This is a genomic window from Cytobacillus sp. IB215316 (assembly GCF_033963865.1).
In the GTDB taxonomy this organism is placed as follows: Bacteria; Bacillota; Bacilli; order Bacillales; family SM2101; genus Nanhaiella; species Nanhaiella sioensis.
Map to the genome: position 1 here is coordinate 178,154 of NZ_JAXBMC010000001.1, position 24,141 is coordinate 202,294.

The 24,141-nt window shown below is 34.0% G+C and carries 23 protein-coding genes and 2 other annotated features; of the genes, 21 read left to right on the forward strand and 2 right to left on the reverse strand.

What is annotated here, in order from left to right; translation table 11 throughout:
- Positions 1–192 precede the first annotated feature (192 nt).
- The 19 genes from hflK (at position 193) to SLH48_RS00900 (ending at position 19,699) form a co-directional block, all read left to right on the forward strand.
- Entirely contained in the window at positions 193–1,164 is a 972-nt protein-coding gene (gene hflK / locus SLH48_RS00810; RefSeq protein WP_320256695.1) for an FtsH protease activity modulator HflK, read from the forward strand.
- Positions 1,157–2,089: a protease modulator HflC gene (locus SLH48_RS00815; RefSeq protein WP_320256696.1), complete on the forward strand. Its 933-nt coding sequence runs from the start codon at positions 1,157–1,159 to the stop codon at positions 2,087–2,089. Before hflK ends, SLH48_RS00815 begins: the two co-directional genes overlap by 8 nt.
- A gap of 97 nt (positions 2,090–2,186) precedes the next feature.
- Positions 2,187–4,820, forward strand: a complete 2,634-nt coding sequence (gene polA / locus SLH48_RS00820) for a DNA polymerase I (protein ID WP_320256697.1) — start codon at positions 2,187–2,189, stop codon at positions 4,818–4,820.
- 41 nt (positions 4,821–4,861) lie between these two features.
- Entirely contained in the window at positions 4,862–5,734 is an 873-nt protein-coding gene (gene mutM / locus SLH48_RS00825; protein WP_320257137.1) for a bifunctional DNA-formamidopyrimidine glycosylase/DNA-(apurinic or apyrimidinic site) lyase, read from the forward strand.
- A gap of 318 nt (positions 5,735–6,052) precedes the next feature.
- Positions 6,053–6,688, forward strand: coding sequence for a sporulation membrane protein YtaF (gene ytaF / locus SLH48_RS00830; RefSeq protein WP_320256698.1), 636 nt, complete (start codon positions 6,053–6,055; stop codon positions 6,686–6,688).
- Positions 6,689–6,760: 72 nt separating this feature from the next.
- Entirely contained in the window at positions 6,761–7,375 is a 615-nt protein-coding gene (coaE, locus tag SLH48_RS00835) for a dephospho-CoA kinase (protein WP_214481695.1), read from the forward strand.
- A 337-nt stretch (positions 7,376–7,712) separates the two neighbouring features.
- On the forward strand, positions 7,713–8,744 hold the full coding sequence (locus SLH48_RS00840; RefSeq protein WP_320256699.1) for a glyceraldehyde-3-phosphate dehydrogenase: 1,032 nt from the start codon (positions 7,713–7,715) through the stop codon (positions 8,742–8,744).
- A 394-nt stretch (positions 8,745–9,138) separates the two neighbouring features.
- Positions 9,139–9,291 carry a hypothetical protein gene (locus SLH48_RS00845; protein ID WP_320256700.1) on the forward strand — a complete coding sequence of 51 codons (153 nt, stop codon included), beginning with the start codon at positions 9,139–9,141 and terminating at the stop codon, positions 9,289–9,291.
- Positions 9,292–9,618: 327 nt separating this feature from the next.
- Positions 9,619–10,002, forward strand: a complete 384-nt coding sequence (gene speD / locus SLH48_RS00850; protein WP_214481590.1) for an adenosylmethionine decarboxylase — start codon at positions 9,619–9,621, stop codon at positions 10,000–10,002.
- Between the two features lie 345 nt (positions 10,003–10,347).
- Positions 10,348–10,806, forward strand: a complete 459-nt coding sequence (nrdR, locus tag SLH48_RS00855; protein WP_214481694.1) for a transcriptional regulator NrdR — start codon at positions 10,348–10,350, stop codon at positions 10,804–10,806.
- Positions 10,807–10,895: 89 nt separating this feature from the next.
- Positions 10,896–12,308 (forward strand): replication initiation and membrane attachment family protein, encoded by a 1,413-nt coding sequence (locus SLH48_RS00860; protein WP_320256701.1) that lies wholly within the window; start codon positions 10,896–10,898, stop codon positions 12,306–12,308.
- 17 nt (positions 12,309–12,325) lie between these two features.
- On the forward strand, positions 12,326–13,270 hold the full coding sequence (dnaI, locus tag SLH48_RS00865; RefSeq protein WP_320256702.1) for a primosomal protein DnaI: 945 nt from the start codon (positions 12,326–12,328) through the stop codon (positions 13,268–13,270).
- A 390-nt stretch (positions 13,271–13,660) separates the two neighbouring features.
- The gene (ytxC, locus tag SLH48_RS00870) at positions 13,661–14,509 is read left to right on the forward strand and encodes a putative sporulation protein YtxC (RefSeq protein ID WP_320256703.1); all 849 of its coding nucleotides are present in this window, start codon (positions 13,661–13,663) and stop codon (positions 14,507–14,509) included.
- Positions 14,510–14,597: 88 nt separating this feature from the next.
- Positions 14,598–14,842: a binding site (T-box leader), on the forward strand.
- 93 nt (positions 14,843–14,935) lie between these two features.
- Positions 14,936–16,867, forward strand: coding sequence for a threonine--tRNA ligase (gene thrS / locus SLH48_RS00875; protein WP_320256705.1), 1,932 nt, complete (start codon positions 14,936–14,938; stop codon positions 16,865–16,867).
- Positions 16,868–17,000: 133 nt separating this feature from the next.
- Positions 17,001–17,129: a sequence feature (ribosomal protein L20 leader region), on the forward strand.
- A 117-nt stretch (positions 17,130–17,246) separates the two neighbouring features.
- Positions 17,247–17,750, forward strand: a complete 504-nt coding sequence (gene infC / locus SLH48_RS00880) for a translation initiation factor IF-3 (protein WP_214481693.1) — start codon at positions 17,247–17,249, stop codon at positions 17,748–17,750.
- A 21-nt stretch (positions 17,751–17,771) separates the two neighbouring features.
- Positions 17,772–17,972 carry a 50S ribosomal protein L35 gene (rpmI, locus tag SLH48_RS00885; RefSeq protein WP_214481585.1) on the forward strand — a complete coding sequence of 67 codons (201 nt, stop codon included), beginning with the start codon at positions 17,772–17,774 and terminating at the stop codon, positions 17,970–17,972.
- A 155-nt stretch (positions 17,973–18,127) separates the two neighbouring features.
- Positions 18,128–18,487, forward strand: coding sequence for a 50S ribosomal protein L20 (gene rplT / locus SLH48_RS00890; RefSeq protein WP_214481584.1), 360 nt, complete (start codon positions 18,128–18,130; stop codon positions 18,485–18,487).
- A gap of 232 nt (positions 18,488–18,719) precedes the next feature.
- Positions 18,720–18,992, forward strand: a complete 273-nt coding sequence (locus SLH48_RS00895; protein ID WP_214481583.1) for a DUF1294 domain-containing protein — start codon at positions 18,720–18,722, stop codon at positions 18,990–18,992.
- Positions 18,993–19,129: 137 nt separating this feature from the next.
- Positions 19,130–19,699, forward strand: a complete 570-nt coding sequence (locus SLH48_RS00900) for a TVP38/TMEM64 family protein (RefSeq protein WP_320256706.1) — start codon at positions 19,130–19,132, stop codon at positions 19,697–19,699.
- Between the two features lie 190 nt (positions 19,700–19,889).
- Here the strand turns inward: SLH48_RS00900 and SLH48_RS00905 are convergent, their stop codons facing one another.
- Positions 19,890–20,270: a sigma-w pathway protein ysdB gene (locus SLH48_RS00905; protein ID WP_320256707.1), complete on the reverse strand. Its 381-nt coding sequence runs from the start codon at positions 20,268–20,270 to the stop codon at positions 19,890–19,892.
- A 143-nt stretch (positions 20,271–20,413) separates the two neighbouring features.
- On the opposite strand from SLH48_RS00905, the gene SLH48_RS00910 reads away from it, so the two are divergent.
- Positions 20,414–21,502 (forward strand): M42 family metallopeptidase, encoded by a 1,089-nt coding sequence (locus SLH48_RS00910; RefSeq protein WP_320256708.1) that lies wholly within the window; start codon positions 20,414–20,416, stop codon positions 21,500–21,502.
- Positions 21,503–21,853: 351 nt separating this feature from the next.
- On the opposite strand, the gene SLH48_RS00915 is transcribed toward SLH48_RS00910, so the two are convergent.
- The gene (locus SLH48_RS00915) at positions 21,854–22,402 is read right to left on the reverse strand and encodes a PadR family transcriptional regulator (protein WP_320256709.1); all 549 of its coding nucleotides are present in this window, start codon (positions 22,400–22,402) and stop codon (positions 21,854–21,856) included.
- A gap of 187 nt (positions 22,403–22,589) precedes the next feature.
- Here SLH48_RS00915 and SLH48_RS00920 point away from each other — a divergent pair, with 187 nt between their 5' ends.
- Positions 22,590–24,107, forward strand: coding sequence for an NAD(P)/FAD-dependent oxidoreductase (locus SLH48_RS00920; RefSeq protein WP_320256710.1), 1,518 nt, complete (start codon positions 22,590–22,592; stop codon positions 24,105–24,107).
- The last annotated feature ends 34 nt before the right edge of the window (positions 24,108–24,141 follow it).

Consider the following 24,141-nt stretch of genomic DNA (forward strand, 5'->3'; position numbering starts at 1 on the left):
AAAACCCCTTCATCCAGAAGGAACCATCTTTGGGAACATGGAAACATGTTCTCTTTTTTTTTGTGTGTTTTTACAATGTTTTTGCTATTTTCTTTGTTAATATTCCGTTAAAATAAAATTGGGAAGCATATGAAACCTTTTTATGTTTTGAACCGTACTACATATTAAGGCCTAAGAAAGAGAGGGAGATACATGGTTAGTATGAAGAGGATATATTCATTTATAGGGTTAGCAATTTTAGTCGTTCTGTTAGGTGTGAGCGCTTTAACGTCTTGGTACACCGTTGATGAATCAGAACAAGCAGTTATTTTAACTTTTGGTAAAGTAGAAGAAGGTATTAGTGAACCAGGGCTTCATTTTAAATTGCCTTGGCCTATCCAAAGTGTTCAAAAGCTGTCAAAGGAGACATTTAGTTTACAGTTTGGATATGAGGAAAGGAATAATGAGGTAGTTCGTGAAAACCGTAATGATACGAAGATGATTACTGGTGACGAAAATATTGTTTTAGCAGATCTTGTAGTTCAGTGGAAAATAACAAACCCAGGGAAATTCTTATATAATTCCTTAGATCCTGAGCAAATTTTATACAATACTACATCCGCTTCACTAAGAAGTATTATCGGTAGCTCAGCCATTGATGATGCTCTTACATCTGGGAAAGCAGAAATTGAGGCGGAAGTCTTTGAATTATTAACTTCACTCGTTGATAAATATGACATTGGAATCTCCGTGTTAGCGGTTAAATTGCAAGATGTTGAATTACCAAATGATGAAGTAAGAAAAGCATTTACAAATGTTACTGACGCTAGAGAAACGATGAATACGAAGATCAATGAGGCAGAAAAATATGAAAACAAACGTAAGCAAGAGGCTGAAGGGGAAAAAGACGCCATTATCTACAATGCAGAAGGAGATAAGGTGGCAAGAATTCAAAAAGCCGTTGGTGATGTAGCGTTATTTAATTCAATATATAGTGAATATAAAAATTCACCAGAAATTACGAAACAACGTTTAATCATTGAAACATTAGAGCAGGTGTTACCTAACACTCAGCTGTATATTATGAATGATGACGGAAATACATTAAAATACTTACCTCTTAAACCACTTGAAAGTCAAACACCGCCAGTTAAGCAGGAAGGAAGTGAAGGTAATAATGAGTGATCAAAACATAGTTGATATTAATGAGCGTAAAGGGAATGTGGATTGGAAGAAATATAGAACTTCTGGAATTTTCTTAATTATATTCCTCGTCTTAGTTGGAATTATATTAAGTAACCTTTTTATCGTAAAAGAAGGTGAATATAAAGTCATCCGTCAATTTGGGGAAGTAGTAGATTATAAAGATGAACCAGGGCTAAGCTATAAAATCCCTTTTATCCAAACAGTAACTACTTTACCAAAGTATCAAATGATATATGATGTGGAAGAGGCTGAAATTAATACGAGAGATAAAAAACGATTAATTATTGATAATTATTCCGTATGGAAAATTGAGAACCCTAAGCTGATGATTGCAAATGCAAGAACTGTTGCAGGTGCAGAAGCTAAGATGGGCGAGTTCATTTATTCTGTCGTCCGCGCTGAGTTAGGGAAGCTAAACTATGATGAAGTTATTAATGATGAAAAATCATCAAGAGGTAGTTTGAACGATGTAGTTACCGCAAAAGTGAATGAGTTGCTAGTACGTGATAACTATGGGATTCAAGTAATTGATGTACGGATGAAAAGAACAGATTTACCTGTAGAAAATGAACAAACTGTTTTCACACGAATGATTTCTGATCGTGAAAAGATTGCTCAGGAGTATTTATCAAGAGGAGATGCTGATAAAAATCGTATAATTGCAAATACTGATAAAGTAGTTAAAGAAATTTTATCTAAAGCAAAGGCTGATGCGGAAGTAATTCGAGGGGAAGGGGAAGCTGAAGCTGCTAAAATATACAATGAATCATTTTCTAAAGATGCTGAGTTTTATCAATTATTCCGAACTTTAGAGTCGTATAAAACGACGATTAATGGTGAGACGATGATAATCCTTCCTAGTGATTCACCTTATGCAAATCTACTGATGGGCAATTTACAATAACAAACATTTAAAAGTCGTTATTTTCCTTTCTTTTCTATATCATGCTACAATAGAAAGAAGGAATAACGGCTTTTTTTTGCGTTGAGGAGGGCTTTAATTGGATAAAAACAAGTTAGTGTTGATAGATGGAAACAGTATCGCATACCGTGCATTTTTTGCTCTACCTTTACTGAGCAACAATAAAGGGATACATACAAATGCAATTTATGGTTTTACGATGATGTTAAATAAAATTATAGATGAAGAAAAACCAACACATATGTTAGTAGCATTCGATGCTGGAAAAACGACTTTCAGGCATGAAACTTATAGTGAATATAAGGGAGGAAGGCAAAAAACTCCTCCAGAGTTATCAGAACAATTTCCATTTATTAGAGAACTATTAGATGCCTATAAAATTACTCGCTATGAACTCGAAAACTATGAAGCAGACGATATAATTGGCACTTTATCAAAACAAGCTGAACTGGATGGTTTTGATGTCAAAGTTATCACAGGTGATAAAGATTTAACTCAGCTTTCTACAAGTAATATTACTGTTAATATTACTCGTAAGGGTATTACTGATGTTGACACGTATACACCTGAGTTTATTGCAGAAAAATATGGTATTAAACCTGCTCAAATCATTGATTTAAAAGGTTTAATGGGTGATAGTTCAGATAATATTCCTGGAGTACCAGGAGTTGGAGAAAAGACTGCATTAAAGCTCTTAAAAGAATTTGGAACAGTGGAACAAGTGCTTGCATCAATTGATCAAGTAAGTGGAAAAAAGTTAAAGGAAAAATTAACTGATCATACAGAGCTTGCAATATTGAGTAAAGAGTTAGCAACTATTAACTGTGAAGCTCCTCTTAGTATTACTGTTAATGATGCTAACTTTAAGGGTATAGACAAAGAAAAAGTAAGTGGCATTTATAAAGATTTAGGTTTTGAATCAATGTTAGCAAAACTTGGCTACTCTGAGGAGGTAAATCAGGAGGAGTTTAACGAAATAGAATTTACAGTTGCTACTGAGGTAACTCAAGATATGCTAGCTGATCATTGTTCATTAGTTGTTGAGGTATTAGAAGAAAACTATCATTTGGGAGATATTTTAGGCATTGCAATTGAAAATACGAATGGCCGCTATTTTATTTCTACAGAAGTAGCAGTAAATTCTAATATATTTAAAGACTGGGCAAAAAATGAGGAAATGAAGAAAACTGTTTTTGATGGAAAAAAAGCAATGGTTTCCTTACATTGGAATGGCATACAATTAGCAGGAATTGATTTCGATACCATTATTGCTTCCTATATATTAGATCCATCCGACACGAATGATGAGGTCACAAGTATAGCAAAACGTTATGGTATGTCAGATATATTAACTGATGAACAAGTTTATGGAAAGGGTGCCAAGAGAAAAATTCCCGAGCAACAACAATTGATGGAACACCTCATACGTAAAGCAAATGCATTATATAAGATGAAGGATCAACTTATAAATGATTTGCAAGAAAATGAACAATTAGATTTGTTACTGAATTTAGAAATGCCACTCTCTTCTATATTAGCAAAGATGGAAGAAATCGGTGTAAATGTGAACATAGACAAGCTTAAACTAATGGGAGATGAGCTATCAAAGCAATTATCTAACTTAGAGAATGCAATATATGAACTAGCTGGAGAGAGCTTTAATATTAATTCTCCTAAACAATTAGGTGTTATTTTATTTGAGAAATTAAACTTACCTGTTATTAAGAAGACGAAAACTGGCTACTCTACTTCTGCTGACGTTCTTGAGAAACTACAATCTAAACACAATATTATTGATAAAATTTTACATTATCGACAATTAGGTAAACTAAAATCAACATATATTGAAGGATTATTAAAGGTTGTACATAAGGATACATCCAAAATCCATACTCGATTTAATCAAGTTTTAACACAGACAGGGAGATTGAGTTCAATTGACCCTAACTTACAAAACATACCAATAAGATTGGAGGAAGGACGCAAAATTAGGCAGGCTTTTGTTCCTTCTAAAGAGGACTGGGTCATCTTTGCTGCAGATTACTCACAAATTGAATTAAGAGTGTTAGCACATATTGCAAATGATGCTAATTTAATTGCTGCATTTAATCAAGATTTAGATATACATACAAAAACTGCGATGGATGTGTTTCATGTAAATGAAAATGATATAACATCAAACATGCGTAGGCAAGCAAAAGCTGTGAATTTTGGAATTGTTTATGGAATCAGTGATTACGGCTTGTCACAAAATCTTGGGATTACTAGAAAAGAGGCAGCAAACTTTATCCAGCGTTACTTTGATAGCTTCCCTGGTGTGAAAAACTATATGGATGATATCATTCAAGAGGCAAAACAAAGAGGTTATGTATCAACCCTTTTGCAAAGAAGGCGTTATATTCCTGAAATAACGAGTAGGAATTTTAATGTGAGAAGTTTTGCTGAACGAACTGCAATGAACACACCAATACAAGGAAGTGCAGCCGATATTATTAAATTGGCGATGATCAAAATGGCTAATCGCATACACCACGAGGGCTTAGCAGCAAAGCTGTTACTTCAAGTACATGATGAATTAATCTTTGAAGCACCACAAGAAGAAATAGAAATACTGAAACAACTTGTTCCTGATGTCATGGAGAGTGCAGTAGAATTAACTGTTCCACTGAAGGTTGATTACTCATATGGCCCTACATGGTATGATGCAAAGTAGTGGTATAGCATATAGGGAATGGTTGAAAGGAGGAGTTCCTCATCCCGGAAGGACCTGAAGTACAACAAGTTTTAAACTCAATAGAGCCTAAAGTACTAGGCAAAATAATTTCAGAGGTATCTGTTCTACATCCGAAGATTACTATGCCTTTTAAAAAAATAGGAAGGCAAGAAGTTGAAACATTCTCTCAACGTCTAGAAGGAGGAAGTATAGAAAAGCTTGAAAGGAAAGGTAAGTACTTAATTTTCAATTTAAATCAAGCTGATACTTCCACCTTATACTTAGTCACCCATCTTGGCATGACTGGTGCTATTTTTCATGTAAACGACTTAGATGAAATTGCACCAAATTATCGAAAACATGTTCATATCATATTTAAATTAAATGACAAGTCATTAATGGTTTATTCAGATCAAAGGAGATTTGGATGGATGGGCGCTTTGAATAAACAAGAGTATACCGCTTATCGACCTCTTCAAGAGGTTGGTCCCGATCCAGCTTCTGAAGATGCTCCAAGGATTTTTTTGGAAATAATAAGAAATAAAGCTTTCATTAATAAACCGATAAAACGTGTAATTATGCAACCAAATGTCATTCAAGGTGTGGGAAATATATACGCATCCGAATGTCTTTATAAAGCTAAGCTAAACCCATTAACATCTGTTGGGGAGGTTTCAGATGAAAAGCTGTTAGAATTATTGGGTCATATTAAAGAAACGTTTGAACTTGCAATAAAACTAGGAGGCTCATCTATAAGAGATTATGTAAATTCCGAAGGGAAAAAAGGAACATTCCAAGAGCTGCATATGGTTTATAATAAAGACTTTTGTCCTGAATGTGGAAGCTCTATTGAAAACCTAAAAATAGATCAGCGTTCATCATTTTATTGCCCTAACTGCCAAGCAAAAAGTTGATTATGTTTTCAAGCATATTTGTTGTAGTACTGCGCTTTTTACATGCAATCAACAGTGAAAACAGCCCTGTACAAAAGGCTCTTTTTCAAAAAGGTTATTGTTCGTAAAATAGAAGATTAAGATGCAGTTACACGCAACAGTCGTCAATATATAGAAGAAAAGATGCCACGAAATCTTACCAAATACGTGTTTATTTTTTGTGTGACAAGCAACAATCGATGCGAAAGAACCGCCTGTAAAAAACATAGAGCTTCTTTTTGAACTTTGGATGGGCTTCTTCCATATACTACTGTAGCTAAATCGGAAGGAGCTCATGCAATGGTTCAATATATGTCGCTCATAATTTTAGCTTTTGCAGTTAGTTTAGATAGTTTTACTGTTGGCTTCACTTATGGCTTGCGAAAAATGAGTTTGCCAATAAAGTCAATTATTATCATTGCATTCTGTTCAGCAATTACTTTAAGTGTAGCAATGTTTTTTGGAAATATGATTTCAATGATACTATCTCCAAGCATTGCAGAAAAAATTGGTGCGGTAGTGCTTGTATGTATAGGTGCTTGGGTATTATTCCAGTTTTTTCGTCCTGCGAAAAATATGTTAGATGAGGATGAAGAAAAAATTTTATTTAATTTGGAAATTAGATCGTTAGGTGTAGTTATTAATATTCTTAGAAAGCCGATGGCGGCCGATCTAGACAAATCGGGAACAATTACTGGTATTGAAGCATTCCTACTTGGAGCAGCCCTTTCGTTAGATGCGTTTGGTGCAGGGCTTGGAGCAGCCCTTTTAGGTTATTCCCCGATGTTAATGGCTGCTTCAGTTGCATTGATGAGCATGCTTTTTTTATCATTAGGGTTAAAAAGTGGTATTTTATTTTCAGGACTAACATGGGTAAAAAAGTTCTCTTTTTTACCAGGAGTTATTTTAATTGTCTTAGGAATATGGAAGTTATAACGTTAAAACAAAGAGGAATGGGGTTACTACCCATTCCGAATATAATTACTTGCAGAAAATGGGGGATCGGTAATGACGCTTATCATAGGGCTAACAGGAGGAATAGCAAGCGGTAAAAGCACAGTAGCAAAAATGCTTGAAAAGCTGGGATTTCCTATAGTTGATGCAGATATAATTGCGAGAGAGGTAGTCACAGCTGGTGAATCTGCATATAAAAAAATAATTGCAACATTTGGTGAGAAGGTTACACAACCTAATGGAGAGTTAGATAGAGAGAAACTAGGTAATATTATCTTTCATGATGAAGAAAAAAGGCAACAATTGAACAGTATCGTGCATCCAGCAGTACGTAAAAAGATGTTCGAACGAATGGATGAATACATGAAGCAAGGTTTACAAGTGGTTATTTTAGACATACCGCTATTGTTTGAAAGTAAATTAACTGATATGGTCGACAAAACGCTACTTGTATATGTAGACCCAGATGTTCAATTACATAGACTAATGCAAAGAAATAACTACCTTAAGCATGAAGCCCAAGCTCGAATTAATTCGCAAATGCCTCTAAAGGATAAAATCCCTTTAGCTAGTGCGGTGTTAAATAATAATGGTTCTATATTAAATACTGAGGAACAACTCCACAAACTCCTCCAAAACTGGAGTATACAAATATTGCCGAATCAGTAAGCTCATTAATCTTAGGTTGATTTAAGGCTTTTCCTACATGGGATACGCGCTGGTTTTCAATGCGGTGAGTAGAATATTTCGCCTTATTCACTCAGCGTTTACTAACTAAAGTATACATAAAACTACTTCTAGTTCATGACCAACATAGTTTACGAAAAGAACATAAGCTTAGAGAACATTCCCCCACTTCTTATCGATAGATATAGAGGTAGGGGGTCTTTTTGTATGTTGGAAAAAAATATGTGTATTTTAATTATCACAATTCTAGATAATTATGTTATACTAATTACACGAATGTAATGAAAAGTATAACATTATTTTCGAGGGGAGTAATATTATGAATACAAGAATTGCGATTAATGGTTTTGGAAGAATTGGAAGAATGGTATTTCGTCAAGCGATGACAAACAGCGAATTAGAAATAGTTGCAATAAATGCTAGCTATCCAGCTGAAACATTGGCACATTTAATTAAGTATGATACGAATCATGGCAAATTTAATGGTGAAGTGGTTGCAGAAAATGATTGCCTCGTCGTAAATGGAAAAAAAATAAAGCTGTTAAGTACACGTGACCCAAAAGAATTACCTTGGGGAAGTCTTAATATAGATATTGTTATTGAAGCTACTGGTCAATTTAATGACCGAGCTAAAGCTAGTTTACACTTAGATGCAGGGGCAAAAAAAGTAATATTAACAGCACCTGGAAAAAATGAAGATATTACAGTCGTAATGGGAGTAAATGAGAGTAAATTTAATACAGAAGAGCACGATATTATTTCAAATGCTTCATGTACAACAAATTGCTTGGCACCAGTTGCCAAAATAATTGATGAACAATTTGGAATAGAAAGTGGTCTAATGACCACAGTACATGCATATACGAATGACCAAAAAAATATTGACAATCCTCATAAAGATCTACGTCGTGCGCGTGCGTGTGCGCAATCAATTATTCCTACAAGTACAGGTGCTGCGAAAGCGTTATCACTTGTTCTACCACAGTTAAAAGGAAAATTACACGGTATGGCGCTACGTGTCCCAACTTCAAACGTATCACTAGTGGATTTAGTCGTGGATGTAAAGAGAGATGTAACAATTGATGAAATAAATGATGCATTTATCATTGCATCTAATACGTATTTAAAAGGGATTATTGATTTTACAACAGAGCCGTTAGTATCAGTTGATTTTAATACAAATCCCCATTCTTCGATCATTGATGGTTTATCAACAATGGTTTTAAATAATCGTAAAATAAAAATTCTTGCTTGGTATGATAATGAGTGGGGTTATTCATGTCGAGTTGTAGATTTAGTTAAATATGTAGCATGTGAAATGATGAAAAAAACAGAAATGAAGGTTGGGTAAAAAAGCATAATGATATGGTTTATATAGCTAAAGAGTATGTTTATTTAAATATACTCTTTTTTCTTTGGTTGTCATCGTATAGATAGTTATTTTTGAGCTACGGATTCTACTAGGGTTCGTGTCATCGTTACTTCAATTTAACGATGACAATCGTATATAACCACTACTAGCTGTTCAATTGGATACAAATAACAACATTTACGATTATAGTGTTATTAAATCATGAATTGTTGTTCGTATATTAAGAAATAACCCTACTAATAGAAAATGGGATAAAATCACATTGTAGACGTAATTTAGTTACAATCGCAATAAACTTTTCACTATATAGTTTTAATGGATATGGACATATTATTTATTATCATGAGATGTAAATAATCTTTTTGAGTGAGCAATGTTATTTCTCAGAAAAGAAAATGTTTCTTTCGATGAGGCAATGTTAATGGAAGTTGCAGTAAAATACCCATTCCAAGATCAAGAGCTCGTCTTCTACTTGCCGTTGACATCAGCAAGAAGACATCAGACAGACATTCTGCAGTGCAGTTAATCATAAGACTTAGGAGGAATTGACGTGCAACTTTTGTTATTTCCACAAGTTTTATCGGATATTTGTTATAAAAAAGGAAAATGTAAATAGTATCACCACAAATCAATACTGCCCTTAACTTACGCGAATAAAAATAGAAAAGGTTGTTGCAAAAATCACACAAACAAAGTATACTATTTTTCGTGAACTTCTTGATGAATAGATACTGTAGCTACTTAAAGGGTTAGGACCTCTTTGGACTAACTTTCCCCCGTGGTAGTTATGAAAAATATCTGTTAGAAGAAATTCATGTCTGAATAATATTTATCGCTTAAGGGGGACTAGCATATGGAAACAATGGGTAGACACGTTATTTCTGAGCTGTGGGGTTGTAATTTTGAGAAGTTAAATGATATCAATGAAATTGAAAAGATTTTTGTTGATGCAGCATTAAAGTCAGGTGCTGAAGTTAGAGAAGTTGCTTTCCATAAATTTGCTCCTCACGGAGTAAGTGGTGTCGTAATTATTTCTGAATCTCATTTAACAATACACAGCTTTCCCGAGCATGGTTATGCTAGCATAGACGTTTATACATGTGGTGATCGTATTGACCCTAATGTTGCTGCTCAACATATTGCAGAAGCTTTAGGTGCTGAATCACGTGAGAATATTGAATTACCTCGTGGAATGGGTCCAGTGCAAGTGCAAAAATCAAAATTAAAAGTTCTATAACAATCATATAAATGTTCGAACAAAAAAGGGGTATATCAATATACCTCTTTATTTTTATGCTTGTACTTAGTTTCGTCTTTTTATATCATTAGAGTATAGAGAATAAGAAACTTAAGGAAAGCTATGTTCTCTTCTATTAAGGCTCTTAGCGTAAATTTTGTTGCTTTTTTACTTACATTAGAAAAACTGATATGTATTATATGCTTCTTATAGTCTTTAGAAAAGATGTACCAAAACCTAGTAGTTGTATACGTTAGTACGAGAACAGCTTATTAAGACAAGTAACAATTAATGCGAAAGAAGCCTATATTAAAAACTCAGCAAGAAAAGAACGGAGCTGATTGTATGAAATGCCCTTCTTGTCAACATAATGGAACTAGGGTATTAGATTCTCGGCCTGTAGATGAAGGACGCGCTATAAGAAGAAGACGTGAATGTGAAGTGTGTCAATATCGGGTTACAACGTTTGAAAAAGTGGAAGAACTACCACTTATCGTTGTTAAAAAAGAAGGAACAAGAGAAGAGTTCAGTCGCGAAAAGATTCTACGTGGCCTTATTAAAGCTTGTGAAAAAAGGCCTGTTTCCTTAACTCAATTAGAAGATATCATTAACTTCATTGAGAAGGACTTAAGAAGCCAAGGTTATTCCGAAGTAGGTAGCGAGATGATAGGTGAGATGGTCATGGAAAAGTTGGCCAAAATTGATGAAGTATCATACGTTCGTTTTGCTTCTGTTTACAGACAATTTAAAGATATCAACGTTTTTATAGAAGAATTAAAAGAACTAATTAAAAAAGAAATTTAGATAGGAGCTTAAGAATATTCTTCAAGCTCTTTTTTTAATATATTGAACATAGGAATAGTTAGAATATCTATGAAAGGTTAGGTTATATAGTGGAACATCATTGGAAAGAATTAATTCCTGTAGATCGATATTATGTGAGTTGTAAAACAATTTTACAAGAGTTTGATCGAAAAATAATAACGTTGCTCTATCAACCATTAATTGAAAATGGTGCTTTTAGTTTATTTATGACTCTATGGGCTGAACTTGAAGAAAATAGATTGTGGAGTGAAGAATCTACACACCATAGTTTAATGGGGCTTATGCAGTGTAATTTACATGAAATTTTTAGACAAAGGCTTAAGCTTGAGGGAATTGGACTATTAAAAACATATGAAAAAAAAGAAAATGATGTTCGTCATTTTATTTATGAGCTGCAACCACCATTATCTCCTGATCAATTTTTTAATGACGGAGTATTAAATGTTTTTTTGTATAATAGAGTTGGGAAAAATAAATATGCAAAGCTAAAACGTTTCTTCTCAGACAAACAAATCGACAGCATTCAATATACACCTATAACAAAATCGTTTAATGAGATTTTTAAATCTATTCACCCTTCCGAAATGGTATCTAACGCTAACGATGAGATCATTGAACAGTTAATACCTCAAGAAGGAAATAACTATATCAATAATGTTGCAAAAAATGAACCAACTTATTTGCAAGAAGCATTTAACTTTAATTTATTTTTCGCTGGCTTATCCGAAAGTATGGTACCAAAAAAGGCGATTACTGATAAAGTAAAAGACATGATAACAAAGCTATCGTTTTTATATGAAATAGATCCAATAGAAATGCAAAAAATTACGATGAGTTCGTTAACTATGGATGATAAAATTGATATAGAAAAACTTCGCAAAGAAGCACGAGACTGGTATAAATTTGAGAATGGTGATCGGCTACCTTCTATTGTCGAGCAAGTACAACCGATCACACAAAGGACAATGAATGATCAACAAGTAGAAACGAAGGAAGACCAACTGATAAAACAACTTGAATTAATATCACCTAAGAAGGTTTTAATGGATCTTGCTGATGGTTCTGTACCATCAGCTGCTGACCTTCAAATTATTGAAGATGTGATGGTTAATCAGAAATTATTACCAGGAGTTGTGAACGTCTTAATATATTATGTGTTGCTTCGTACTGATATGAAGCTCACAAGAGGCTACGTTGAAAAGATAGCTAGTCATTGGTCGAGAAAAAATATTAAAACCGTGAAACAAGCGATGGAGCTTGCTAAACAAGAGCATCGGCAATATCAAACATGGGCGAATACAAATAATAAAAAACGTTCTGCCTCAACAAAAAAACCAGTTCGTAAAGAATTGTTACCTGATTGGTTTGTTGAAGAGAAACAGGATCAGGTAAGTGAAGAAAAAGTGGAAGAAGTAGATTTTGAAAAGGAAAGGCAAAAGCTTCAGGAGCGAATTAATAAGTATAAAGGAAACTCAAAATAGGAAAAGAGGGGAGCAGAGTGGAGCGAATTAACGAAACGATGTCTAAATTGTTCCAAAATGATAAGTTTCAACTACGTCTAAATCAGATGAAAACTGAAATACTGCAAAATCCTGATATCCAACAATTTTTAAATCAACATCATGATAGAGTCACAGGAGATATGATTGACCGTAGCTTAAATAAATTATATGAATATATTAGCCAGTCGAAAAATTGTCAGAAATGTATATCTTTCGATCGGTGTTCAAATATGATCAAAGGGTACGAGCCAACTTTAATTATTAGTGGAAATTCAATTGATATACAATATGATAAATGTAATAAAAAACTAAAATACGATGAGCAAAAAAAGCAACAAGATCTTATACAGTCCATTAATATTCCAAGTGAAATACTTCTAGCTACTATTGATCAAGTTGCTTTAGATGATAAAAGTAGACTAAAAGCTGTTCATTTAATACAAGACTTTATAGAAAAGTATGATAAAGACAAGAACGGAGGGAGAGGTTTATTCTTTCATGGCCCGTTTGGAGTAGGTAAGACATATCTTTTAGGGGCCATTGCAAATGAATTAGCAAGCAAAAACGTCGCTACAATGCTAATATATCTCCCAGAATTTTTACGTGAACTGAAAGGTTCATTTCAGGATCAATCGTTAAATCATAAAATTGAAGTGGTAAAAAAGGTGTCGGTACTTATGCTTGATGATATTGGAGCTGAATCTATGACAAGCTGGACACGTGATGAGATTTTAGGGCCCATTTTACAGTATCGAATGCTTGAGAACTTACCAACATTCTTTACATCCAATTTTAGTTATGATCAACTTCAGCATCATCTATCTTATTCTCAACGGGGCGAAGAAGAAAAGCTGAAAGCAGCGAGGATTATGGAACGAATAAAATATTTAACGATTCCTGTTGAAATTACTGGGAAAAATAGAAGATACGACAAGAATTGATCTGATACGGCTATCCTTACTATGGATACGCCGTTTTTAGTTGGTTGTATAGTTTTGCGTTTTACCACAAAGCTTCCTCTCCACCTTCTTAGTATGAAAAACCACCAGTTGTCGAGATGTATATATACTTTTTACTATTGCACTGTTATAGGGAATCTTTAAAAGTGAATTTCGTCTCTAATGGTCTTTACAAGCTTACAGTAGCAAAACGGTGTTATATGTGACTAAAGGGTTTGTAGATAAAATTCAAATTGTATACGGTGCTATTTCGTAGAAGGACAAGTAATAATGGGTAAACGGCCTTTCTTATAAACAGCGAAAATGAAACTTCTAAAATAATCATATCCCCCATATATATATAAACAGGTGTTGGCAAAAGGGGGGACAAACTTGATTGAAATTTATTTTCAAAATAAATTAGATGCAAGTGAAGTGTGTGAGAGGTTAAAAAGTGGAGCTGACCATTCAGTTCTAATTACATATGATTTTGCCCATTTAGTTAAAATCGGCCCTGACAAAGATATGAAAAAGATTATAGATATGCTTGTTATCCCTGTGCTTCTAAACTACATAATTGATAAAAAGGAGGATGAGTGGTTACAATCATTTATTGTAAATTCATTTTATTTTAAGAATACGGACGAGCAAAGACAAATAATCGAGATAGCACATACAATATTTAATGGGGAGAGGAATGATCTCCCGGCTATGAAATGTGCCCGATCTAGAATAACACTTATTAGACAATCATTAGAAGATTTTTTGCACGAATCTATATCGTTTTCATTCGATTCATTTATCCGTTTTCGCTTAAAGAAATATTTTGAACAATTATTGGAATACACTGAACTAGCTATAGATGAGTATAAGCTTGAGCAGGAATATCAAAATTTTATTCAAACATTACGTGACTTACTACATGTACGACAAGCGGTTTATTCTAAGATCCATCTGTTACATGACAATGGGCATTTATTCCATTTTTTTAATGATCGATATGTACAATTGCAAAGGGAAGATTTGACGAAACAAATAGATCGGAAAATGATGATTTCACAATCTATTTACATAGATTCATCTGTCATTGCACCTCTTGTATCGCTAGCACCACAATCTGTAATGATTTATAGTGATGAAATTGATCATAGTTTAATACAAACCATCCACAACATCTTTCAAGAACGTGTAAAGATCTATCCAAAGCAAGATTTCCAGCAATTAAGTCACTACAATAGATAATGGACTGAAAAATAATTGTATAATAGGCTTGATTTTCGACACTAATAAAAATATAATTACCTACATAAATAATTTTTGAACAACTTCTTTAAAGGTTATGATGAGGACATGGGTATCATTTTTACGGTTAATAGAGAGGGAAGACTCGGCTGAAATCTTCCTAACACGAAAAATATACTTACCACCTCTAAACTTCAGTAGTGAACGATTGTTTCAATTTATTAATTACTGGCGGGATATCCGTTATCTATGTCTTGAGCTTACTATATCTATCTTTGCATGCAGATAAGTAAGAAACAAGGGTGGAACCACGAGACCAAACTCGTCCCTTTTCTAGGGATGAGTTTTTTTGTTTTCGATGTTTTCTACAACGGATTGTTATTTTTGAGGTAGTTACATTAAATGATGAAAAAAGGAGTGAGTAGGATGTCAGAAATGATTAACATGACATTTCCAGATGGAGCTATTAAGGAGTATGAGAAAGGAATCACGACAGAAGATATTGCGGCATCCATAAGTCCGGGGTTAAAGAAAAAGGCAATTGCAGGAAAATTAAATGGTGAGCTTATTGATCTTCGATCACCAATTTTACAAGATGGTACTATTTCAATCATTACACAAAGTGAGGATGAGGCGTTAGAAATTTTGCGTCATAGTACAGCTCACTTATTGGCACAGGCAATCAAACGTGTTTATAAAAATGTGAAGCTTGGTGTAGGTCCAGTAATTGAAAATGGATTTTATTACGATATTGATATGGAAGAATCTATTCGTCCAGACGATTTACAAAAAATAGAAAAAGAAATGAAAAAAATTATTAATGAAAATATTGAAATTGTACGTCATGAAGTGAGTCGTGAAGAGGCAATAAAGCGTTTTGAAGAAATAGATGATAATCTAAAGCTTGAGTTAATAAATGATATTCCAGCAGGTGAGACTGTATCAATTTATGAGCAAGGCGAATTTTTTGACCTTTGCAGAGGAGTTCATGTACCCTTTACGAGCAAAATTAAAGAATTTAAGCTACTAAGCATCGCTGGAGCATACTGGCGTGGCGATAGTAAAAATAAGATGCTTCAACGTATTTATGGAACAGCTTTCTTTAAAAAAGAAGAGTTGAAGGAACATTTACGCTTTCTAGAAGAGGCAAAAGAACGCGACCATCGAAAAATAGGAAAAGAACTAAACTTATTTTCTAATTCAATAACAGTTGGGCAAGGCTTACCGTTATGGCTACCAAAAGGTGCTACTATTCGAAGAGTCATTGAGCGTTATATCGTTGATAAAGAAGAGAAGCTAGGATATCAACACGTATATACTCCAGTATTAGGAAGTGTAGATTTATACAAGACTTCTGGACACTGGGATCATTATCAAGAAGACATGTTTCCAAAGATGGAAATGGATAATGAAGAATTAGTATTAAGACCGATGAATTGCCCACATCATATGATGATTTATAAAAATGAAATCCATAGCTATCGAAAACTACCAATTCGAATTGCTGAGCTTGGTACGATGCATCGTTACGAAATGTCAGGTGCTTTATCCGGCTTACAACGTGTACGGGGTATGACATTAAATGACGCTCATATTTTTACTAGGCCTGATCAAATCAAAGATGAATTTATTCGTGTTGTCCGACTTATTCAAGAAGTATATAAAGACTTCGGTATTAATGACTATTCCTTCCGTTTGTCTTATCGGGATCCTGAAGATAAAGAAAAATATTTTGACGATGATGTGATGTGGGAAAAAGCACAAAGTATGCTAAAAGAAGCGATGGATGATCTCCAATTAGAATATTATGAAGCAGATGGAGAAGCGGCTTTTTATGGACCAAAGCTTGATGTTCAAGTTAGAACTGCATTAGGTAAAGATGAAACTTTATCAACTGTACAACTTGACTTTTTATTACCTGAACGTTTTGATCTCACATACGTTGGTGAGGATGGGAAACAGCATCGCCCAGTTGTTATTCACCGTGGGGTTGTATCTACAATGGAAAGGTTCGTAGCCTTTTTAATTGAGGAGTACAAGGGAGCCTTCCCTACATGGTTAGCTCCTGTACAAGTTGAGGTCATTCCAGTCTCTCCTGATGTTCACCTAGCGTATGCTAAAGAGGTACAGGAACAGCTTCAAGCTCAAGGGTTCCGAGTTGAATTAGATGAACGTGATGAAAAGATTGGATATAAAATTCGTGAGCATCAAATTCAAAAAGTTCCTTATATGCTTGTTGTTGGTGATAATGAAATTAGTGAAAAAGCAGTGAATGTGCGAAAATATGGAGAGCAGAAATCTGAGACAGTTCCATTTGTTGAATTCTTAGAAGGATTAACAAAAGAAGTTAATCGTTAAGTACTAATATTTTCATGTTGCATATTAAAATGGAATTTGATAGAATAATAAACGTTGCTTGTTAATATTCTTTTTCTTGACACAATAAATTGTTAATGATAAAATAGCTAAGGTGATAAAAGAATACTTGTTTGTTAAAAAGAAGAAGCACCCGCTTCTCACCTGTTTGACGCATGTTTGCAGTTGCCAGGTATACGATATGTGTCTTTACTAATAAATCGTAAAGTGTGGGTGCCTTGTGTACTCACACTTTTTTGCATGATTGGTCATAATTATCCATGATTACAGTGGAACAATACTTATCAATTGTTGTAGAGTACACAATAGTTCAAATAATGTGTTTAAAAAACCTTGGAGGTGGCTACTTATTAGCAAGGATATGTTCGTCAATGAGAGCATACGTGCTCGCGAAGTTCGTTTAATTGGTAAAGATGGTGATCAGCTTGGAATTAAATCTAAGCATGAAGCATTAGAAATTGCAGCCAGAGCGAATCTTGATTTAGTTTTAGTTGCTCCAAACGCGAAACCGCCAGTTTGTCGTATTATGGACTATGGAAAATTCCGTTTTGAACAACAGAAAAAAGATAAAGAAGCACGCAAGAATCAAAAAGTTATTAGTCTGAAAGAAGTTCGCTTAAGTCCAACTATTGAAGAGCATGACTTTAACACAAAACTTCGTAACGCTCGTAAGTTCCTTGAAAAAGGAGACAAAGTTAAGGCGTCAATTCGTTTTAAAGGGCGAGCAATTACGCATAAAGAAATTGGTCAACGTGTATTAGATCGCTTTTCAGAAGCTTGTAATGATATAAGTGTAGTTGAATCAAAGCCCAAAATGGAAGGGCGTAGCATGTTTTTAATATTAGCACCAAATAATGAAAAGTAATGAAATGAGGAGGAACACCTTATGCCTAAAATGAAAACTCATCGTGGCGCTGCAAAGCGTTTTAAGAAAACTGGATCAGGGAAACTGAAGCGTTCACACGCTTATACTAGCCATTTATTTGCTAACAAATCTACAAAGCAAAAACGTAAACTACGTAAAGGTACATTAGTAAGCTCAGGCGATTACAAACGTATTCGTCACTTGCTTGATAACTTAAAATAATTCGTTTTATATACAGGGAGTTCAAATTAGTGGAGAAGAACAAGCCGATGATTAGTGTATAGATTCACGAAGAGTGAAAGTAAGCTAACACACTTATCTAAAGCTTAATTCTCCTGATATTTTGATCATCTTATCGATTTTAGGAGGAAACTACTATGCCAAGAGTAAAAGGCGGTACAGTGACGCGTCAACGTCGTAAAAAAGTAATAAAATTAGCTAAGGGATATTACGGTTCTAAACATACATTATATAAAGTTGCTAATCAACAAGTAATGAAATCATTAATGTATGCATACCGTGATCGTCGTCAGAAAAAACGTGACTTCCGTAAGCTATGGATCACTCGTATTAACGCAGCAGCACGTATGAATGGTCTTTCATATAGCCGCATGATGAACGGTTTGAAAATTGCTGGTATTGAAGTAAACCGTAAAATGCTAGCTGATCTTGCTATTCATGATGAAAAAGCATTTGCTGAGTTAGCTACAGTTGCAAAAAACAGCTTAAATAAATAATGATAAAAAAGGTCATTCTCATACATTGAGAATGGCCTTTTTATGAGATAAGAAAGTTTATATTTTTCAAAGTTATAAATGCTGTATGTCGGTAAATCTAGTGGTTAGGAAAAAACGTATTTAAGTGAAAAGTGTTGGTAGATGGAGCCTGGATGACATTGACATACAGGACCTGGGTGTTCTTAGATTAATTTGGAGGCACTTGGCAGTTTGTAGGAGGGAGGGAGAATGAATGAAAGAGGTATTCTTACTTTTATATGTAATACTAAATTTAGTTGGATATGTTGTCATGTATATTGATAAAAGGAAAGCAAAACAGCAAAAGTGGAGAATTTCAGAGAAGTCACTTTGGTATACCGCGCTAGTTGGAGGAGCGTTCGGTTTATGGATAGGAATGTACCGACATAGACATAAAACAAAACATAAAATGTTTACGATTGGACTCCCTATAGTAGCAACCGCCCACTTATTAATTTTTGCATCAATATTGGTTGTTTTGTCATAATTGCTACTTGCGAAGTATATCATGAAATAGCACTGCTATTGTCGTTCACATTATAAATGCCTTTAGAATCAAAACCAAAGATAAATATCCTCTCTTGCACTTAATAGTTGTGCAGCATAGATCGATGGGGTGAGCTTGTGAATGAAGCTATGACAATGTTATTTGTTATTACTGATTCTAGTGGTTACATGGCACCGATCATTTTTATTTTTTTTCATTTGGTTCGACAATTTATTTTTATTCCAGTACCGATTGTATGTATAGCAGGTGGAGTGTTGTTTGGATCTGTTTTAGGAACGGTATATTCAATCATTGGTTTATCAATGGCGGGTATTATGTTTTTTATTTTATTTCAATATATTCCTAAAGTATTTCAAAAAATGCTATCTTTAAAAAAGAAATGGTTAGGAGATCACGTGAATTTTACAATTGCTCAAATATCAATTTTGCGCTTAATTCCTTTTATCCACTATCATTTGTTATCGTTGTGTATAGTAGAAATATCCAAAAACTTCAAAGACTATTTAAAGTTCTCTGTAATGGCAAATATTCCAGTAGCCTTATTTTACACAGTATTTGGCCAGTTTATGAAACAGTTTTCTCCAACGCTAATTATTACAATTTTGCTATCATTGACTTTATTATTTTACCTTTTAAGGGAAAAGCAAGTGATCATTAAGTGGGGAGATTTTTTTTCAGAAAAATAAAAATAAAGGTAACTTCTGCGCTCAGTTACCTTTATTTTTGAGTTTTCACTTCAGTGTACAAAAAATTTCAAATGGTACGATTTCTACCGCATGGATCAAGAGTTCCGTTATTGTTTTTGTATGGATGTGTTTGCACAACTAGCTCTCCTGATCTAACTATTTAATCTAGAAACAATAGCAACATCAAAGTCTAATTTAAAAATTCTTTAATAGGACTTTTCCAATCGATTTTTGCATTTGGATAGTGTGTTTTTAAGTGCTGTTCAATAATTAAAAAATCGTCACGATTGAGTCCTTGTAATGTTGAAACATCTTTTGCCCACACAAACATTGATACTACCTCAAACGCTTTATCGGTTGTCCCTAAATACTTCTCACCTTCAAAAAGAACCCCTTGGTACGTTAACAGAAAGTTTTTATGAACGTTATTTGGATTATCTAATAAGAAATATTTTTTTTGCTCGTGTGCCAGTTCAAGTTTTCTTTTAGGATTTAAAACGTATTTGACCATTCTATATATAATAAAAATAAGAAGTACAATGATAGCAAGACGAATGAATAATACAAACATGTTCAACACCCTCACAAAATATAGTTTGCTATCTATACGAATGAAATTTAAAAAGGTTTCAAATATATTTTAATTTGTTATAATTTTTTTATTAAATAGTACAGAATATTTTTATGTGGTTAATGTAGTATAGGAGGATATATATGACGAAGCAATTAGATGAAACGTTAATGATGCTAAAAGATTTAACAGATGCAAAAGGAATTTCTGGAAATGAGCGAGAAGTACGTGAAGTAATGGAGAAATACATATCCCCATTTGCCGATGAAGTGATGATAGATGGTTTAGGAAGCTTAGTTGCGAGAAAAACGGGTATGGAAAAAGGGCCAAGAATCATGCTAGCAGCACACTTAGATGAAGTAGGCTTTATCGTAACACAAATTGATAAAAATGGTTTTATTCGTTTTCAAACAATTGGTGGTTGGTGGTCTCAGGTTATGCTCGCACAACGAGTGACTATCGTAACTAAATTAGGTGAGATAACAGGTGTAATAGGTTCAAAACCTCCTCATCTTCTTCCTTTACAAGCGCGGAAGAAGCCAGCCGATATTAAAAACATGTATATTGATGTTGGTGCTTCAAGTAAGGAAGAAGCAGCTGCATGGGGGATTAGTCCTGGTGATCAAATTGTTCCTCATACAGAATTTACAGTGATGAAAAATGAAAAAATGCTACTTGCTAAAGCGTGGGATAACAGAGTTGGGTGTGCCGTAGCGATCGAAGTAATGAAAAGATTGGACATTGAGAATCATCCTAACGTCTTCTACGGGGTTGGGACAGCTCAAGAAGAAATAGGTTTACGTGGTGCGAAAACGTCTGCACATATGATTCAACCTGATATCGCAATAAGTGTTGATGTAGGAATTGCTGGTGATACGCCAGGTGTTAATGAAAGTGAAGCTGTAGGAAAAATGGGAGAAGGCCCTCAAGTAATATTGTATGATGCATCAATGATAGCCCACAAGGGCTTACGAGATTTCGTAACAAATATTGCTGAAGCGCATAATATTCCTTATCAATTTGATCTTATTACAGGTGGAACAACTGATTCGGGTGCAATTCATTTAACTGGTAAAGGAGTTCCTACACTCACAATAACAATCCCTACTCGGTATATTCACACAAATGCTGCTTTGCTTCATCGTGATGATTATGAAAACACTATTAAGCTAGTTGTAGAAGTTATTAAACAGTTAGATGAAAGTAATGTCCAAAAAATTACTTTTAATTAACAATTGTTCACACAGTTGTCTATAGTAAGTTGTTGTTCATATTTTCAACGTAGCTTATCATTTGAAAAGTAACTGATCTTATTGTACAACTTAAGCGTCCAATAGTAACAAAGCTTACAAAAAGATGTAAGCTTTGTTACTTATTTTTTATACAGCTGTTTTCGTATTGATTGTTGTTTTTCGTTGTAGGGTATAAGCACGTATACACCTAATGTTCGCGGCATCTTTTACCACTTTTTATAGCACTTGATAACATTAGCAACAATGTTTACGAATAGAGCCTTAAATAATAGTGAAATATTGAAGAATCAGGTGGTAAAATATCTTCATCTTATTGCTAAGCTTTAAAGATTATTTATTGGATAATATGTCTATACTATCCTCGCACCATTGTATTGTTGCTTTTACGATTGATTGTCCATGTGATAAAGTAAGCATCCAATAATCAAAGTGTGGATCGTCCTTTTTTCTAGATATTAAGAATTGCTCAGTAGTATTTAAAGTTTGTAATATATCTTCCATTTTTTGTCGGTATTGAATTATCTGTTCAATATTTTGTTCTACAGTTAGATATTGGCCATAAAAAACCTTTAGTAATAATTCATTTTTATGGATAGGAATTTTTTCAATCGGTTTTTCCAGCCAATTTATGAACTCTTGTCTCCCTTGCTCAGTAATCGTATAAACTTTTCGATCAGGCTTTCCTTCTACTTTTTCAATATGTACAACTGCAAGTTCCTGATCTACTAGTTTCTTAAGGGTTGGATAGATTTGTCCATAACTTTCCTGCCAAAAATGCTTGATACTACTCTCAATGGTCCTTTTTATTTCATATCCAGTTAAAGGTGAATACATTAACAAGCCTAAAAGTGTGTACATCGTCTTATTCTCTCTTGACATACAATTACCTCAATTCAAATACGATTATATATATCTAAAAGTTATATATCTAAATGATATATAAAGTTTGTTAAAATGTCAAACTAAAGTTAAATATACCATTTATTTTCTATCTTGACATCTTTTGTAGCTATTTATACAATTATATCTATAAGATATATATCTTTTTGATAAAGGGGGAAGGAAAATGTCTAGTTATGATGTATTAGTTATTGGGTCAGGAATTGGTGGACTTTGTTCTGCAGCGAGGTTATCAAAGCTTGGATACAAGGTAGCAGTTTTTGACCATCATGTTCGTCCAGGTGGTTATGCAACTAATTTTCCACGAAAAGGGCGATATGAATTTGACGTATCTTTACACGGTATTGCAAGTTTGGAAGAAGGTCAGATTTGTTATGACATCTTTTCAAAATGTGGGATGATGGATCGAATCACTCCTATAAAAAAAGAACATCCATATACTGTTGTATGGGACGGGAAGAAGATTGATATCCCACAAGACCCTGATGAATATTTAACTTATTTGCATAAAATGTTCCCACATGAAAAAGAAGGTATATCGAATTTATTTAAGGACTTAATTTCTTTCAGTAAAGAGATGAAGTTTTTGACCGATGCAACTATACCTAAGGATGAAAAGAAACAAACAATATTTATGCATGCACAGTTATTTATTAAATGGTCACAAATGTCTACTGAAGAAGTATTGAAAGAGTATGTAACAGATGAGGAGTTTATTGCAATTTTCACGTTGCTATGGCCTTACTACGGTCTGCCACCTAAAACTCTTTCCGCTCATTACTTTTTTGTACCGTGGATAGGCTATCATCTGGACGGTACTTACTATGTAAAAGGTGGTGCACAAGCAATCGCAGATGCCTTAGTTGATGTTATCCATGAAAATGGTGGAGATGTATTTTTACGTCAAGAAGTAACGGAAATTATTGTGTCAGAGCAAAAAGCGACGGGGTTAAAAACAAAAAAAGGTGATGTATTTGAAGGGAAATGGATTATTTCAAATGCGAGTCCACAAACGACATTCGCCAATTTATTAGGTAATGAGTACAAAGGTAGCTCTTATGTTCAGGATTTAGAGAAATTAGAAATCGGCCCTTCAGTAACTCAACTATATATTGGGTTAAAAGATGATCCAGCAAAATATAATTTAGTTGATGAGGATATTGTGTTTGTGAAGGAAAAGGACCCTAGTAAAGATTACAATTACTTACAGGAAGGGAAATATACACAAGCTAATTTTGGTATAACTAATTATTACAAATTAGATCCTGAATTAAGTCCAAATGGAAAACCAATCATTGCGCTAGCCTTTATTGACTTTATTACTAATTGGCCTGAAGACAAGGAAAAATACGCGCAGAAGAAAGAAGAAGTAACAAATTATTTATTAACACAATTAGAAGAGAATTATCCAGGTATCACTAGCAGTATAGAAGTATTGGAGTTAGGTACGCCAAGAACGATGCAAAGATATACAAAGAATCCTGCAGGTGCGGTATATGGATTTTCCCAAACTGTTGATCAATCTGGATTAAATAGGTTAAGTAGACAAACACCTATTGAAAACCTGTCGTTAGTAGGGGCATGGACACGCCCTGGGGGTGGTTATCAAGGTGCTGCATTATCAGGAGCAAGTGAAGCGGATAAAATTCATGGTTGCTTACAACAATTAGTTGAATCAAGTTAATCATTAACATTGCTTTAGCACAGCGTAGGGGAGA

Coding starts and splice junctions, on each gene's coding strand:
- SLH48_RS00905 (WP_320256707.1), bottom strand. CDS start 20,270: ATGTTTGTATTATTCATTCGTCTTGCTATCATTGTACTTCTTATTTTT.
- ytaF (WP_320256698.1), top strand. CDS start 6,053: ATGGTTCAATATATGTCGCTCATAATTTTAGCTTTTGCAGTTAGTTTA.
- SLH48_RS00895 (WP_214481583.1), top strand. CDS start 18,720: ATGAAAGAGGTATTCTTACTTTTATATGTAATACTAAATTTAGTTGGA.
- infC (WP_214481693.1), top strand. CDS start 17,247: ATGTTCGTCAATGAGAGCATACGTGCTCGCGAAGTTCGTTTAATTGGT.
- rpmI (WP_214481585.1), top strand. CDS start 17,772: ATGCCTAAAATGAAAACTCATCGTGGCGCTGCAAAGCGTTTTAAGAAA.
- nrdR (WP_214481694.1), top strand. CDS start 10,348: ATGAAATGCCCTTCTTGTCAACATAATGGAACTAGGGTATTAGATTCT.
- SLH48_RS00845 (WP_320256700.1), top strand. CDS start 9,139: ATGTTATTTCTCAGAAAAGAAAATGTTTCTTTCGATGAGGCAATGTTA.
- SLH48_RS00840 (WP_320256699.1), top strand. CDS start 7,713: ATGAATACAAGAATTGCGATTAATGGTTTTGGAAGAATTGGAAGAATG.
- hflK (WP_320256695.1), top strand. CDS start 193: ATGGTTAGTATGAAGAGGATATATTCATTTATAGGGTTAGCAATTTTA.
- speD (WP_214481590.1), top strand. CDS start 9,619: ATGGAAACAATGGGTAGACACGTTATTTCTGAGCTGTGGGGTTGTAAT.
- SLH48_RS00915 (WP_320256709.1), bottom strand. CDS start 22,402: ATGTCAAGAGAGAATAAGACGATGTACACACTTTTAGGCTTGTTAATG.
- coaE (WP_214481695.1), top strand. CDS start 6,761: ATGACGCTTATCATAGGGCTAACAGGAGGAATAGCAAGCGGTAAAAGC.
- SLH48_RS00910 (WP_320256708.1), top strand. CDS start 20,414: ATGACGAAGCAATTAGATGAAACGTTAATGATGCTAAAAGATTTAACA.
- SLH48_RS00920 (WP_320256710.1), top strand. CDS start 22,590: ATGTCTAGTTATGATGTATTAGTTATTGGGTCAGGAATTGGTGGACTT.
- rplT (WP_214481584.1), top strand. CDS start 18,128: ATGCCAAGAGTAAAAGGCGGTACAGTGACGCGTCAACGTCGTAAAAAA.
- thrS (WP_320256705.1), top strand. CDS start 14,936: ATGTCAGAAATGATTAACATGACATTTCCAGATGGAGCTATTAAGGAG.
- SLH48_RS00815 (WP_320256696.1), top strand. CDS start 1,157: ATGAGTGATCAAAACATAGTTGATATTAATGAGCGTAAAGGGAATGTG.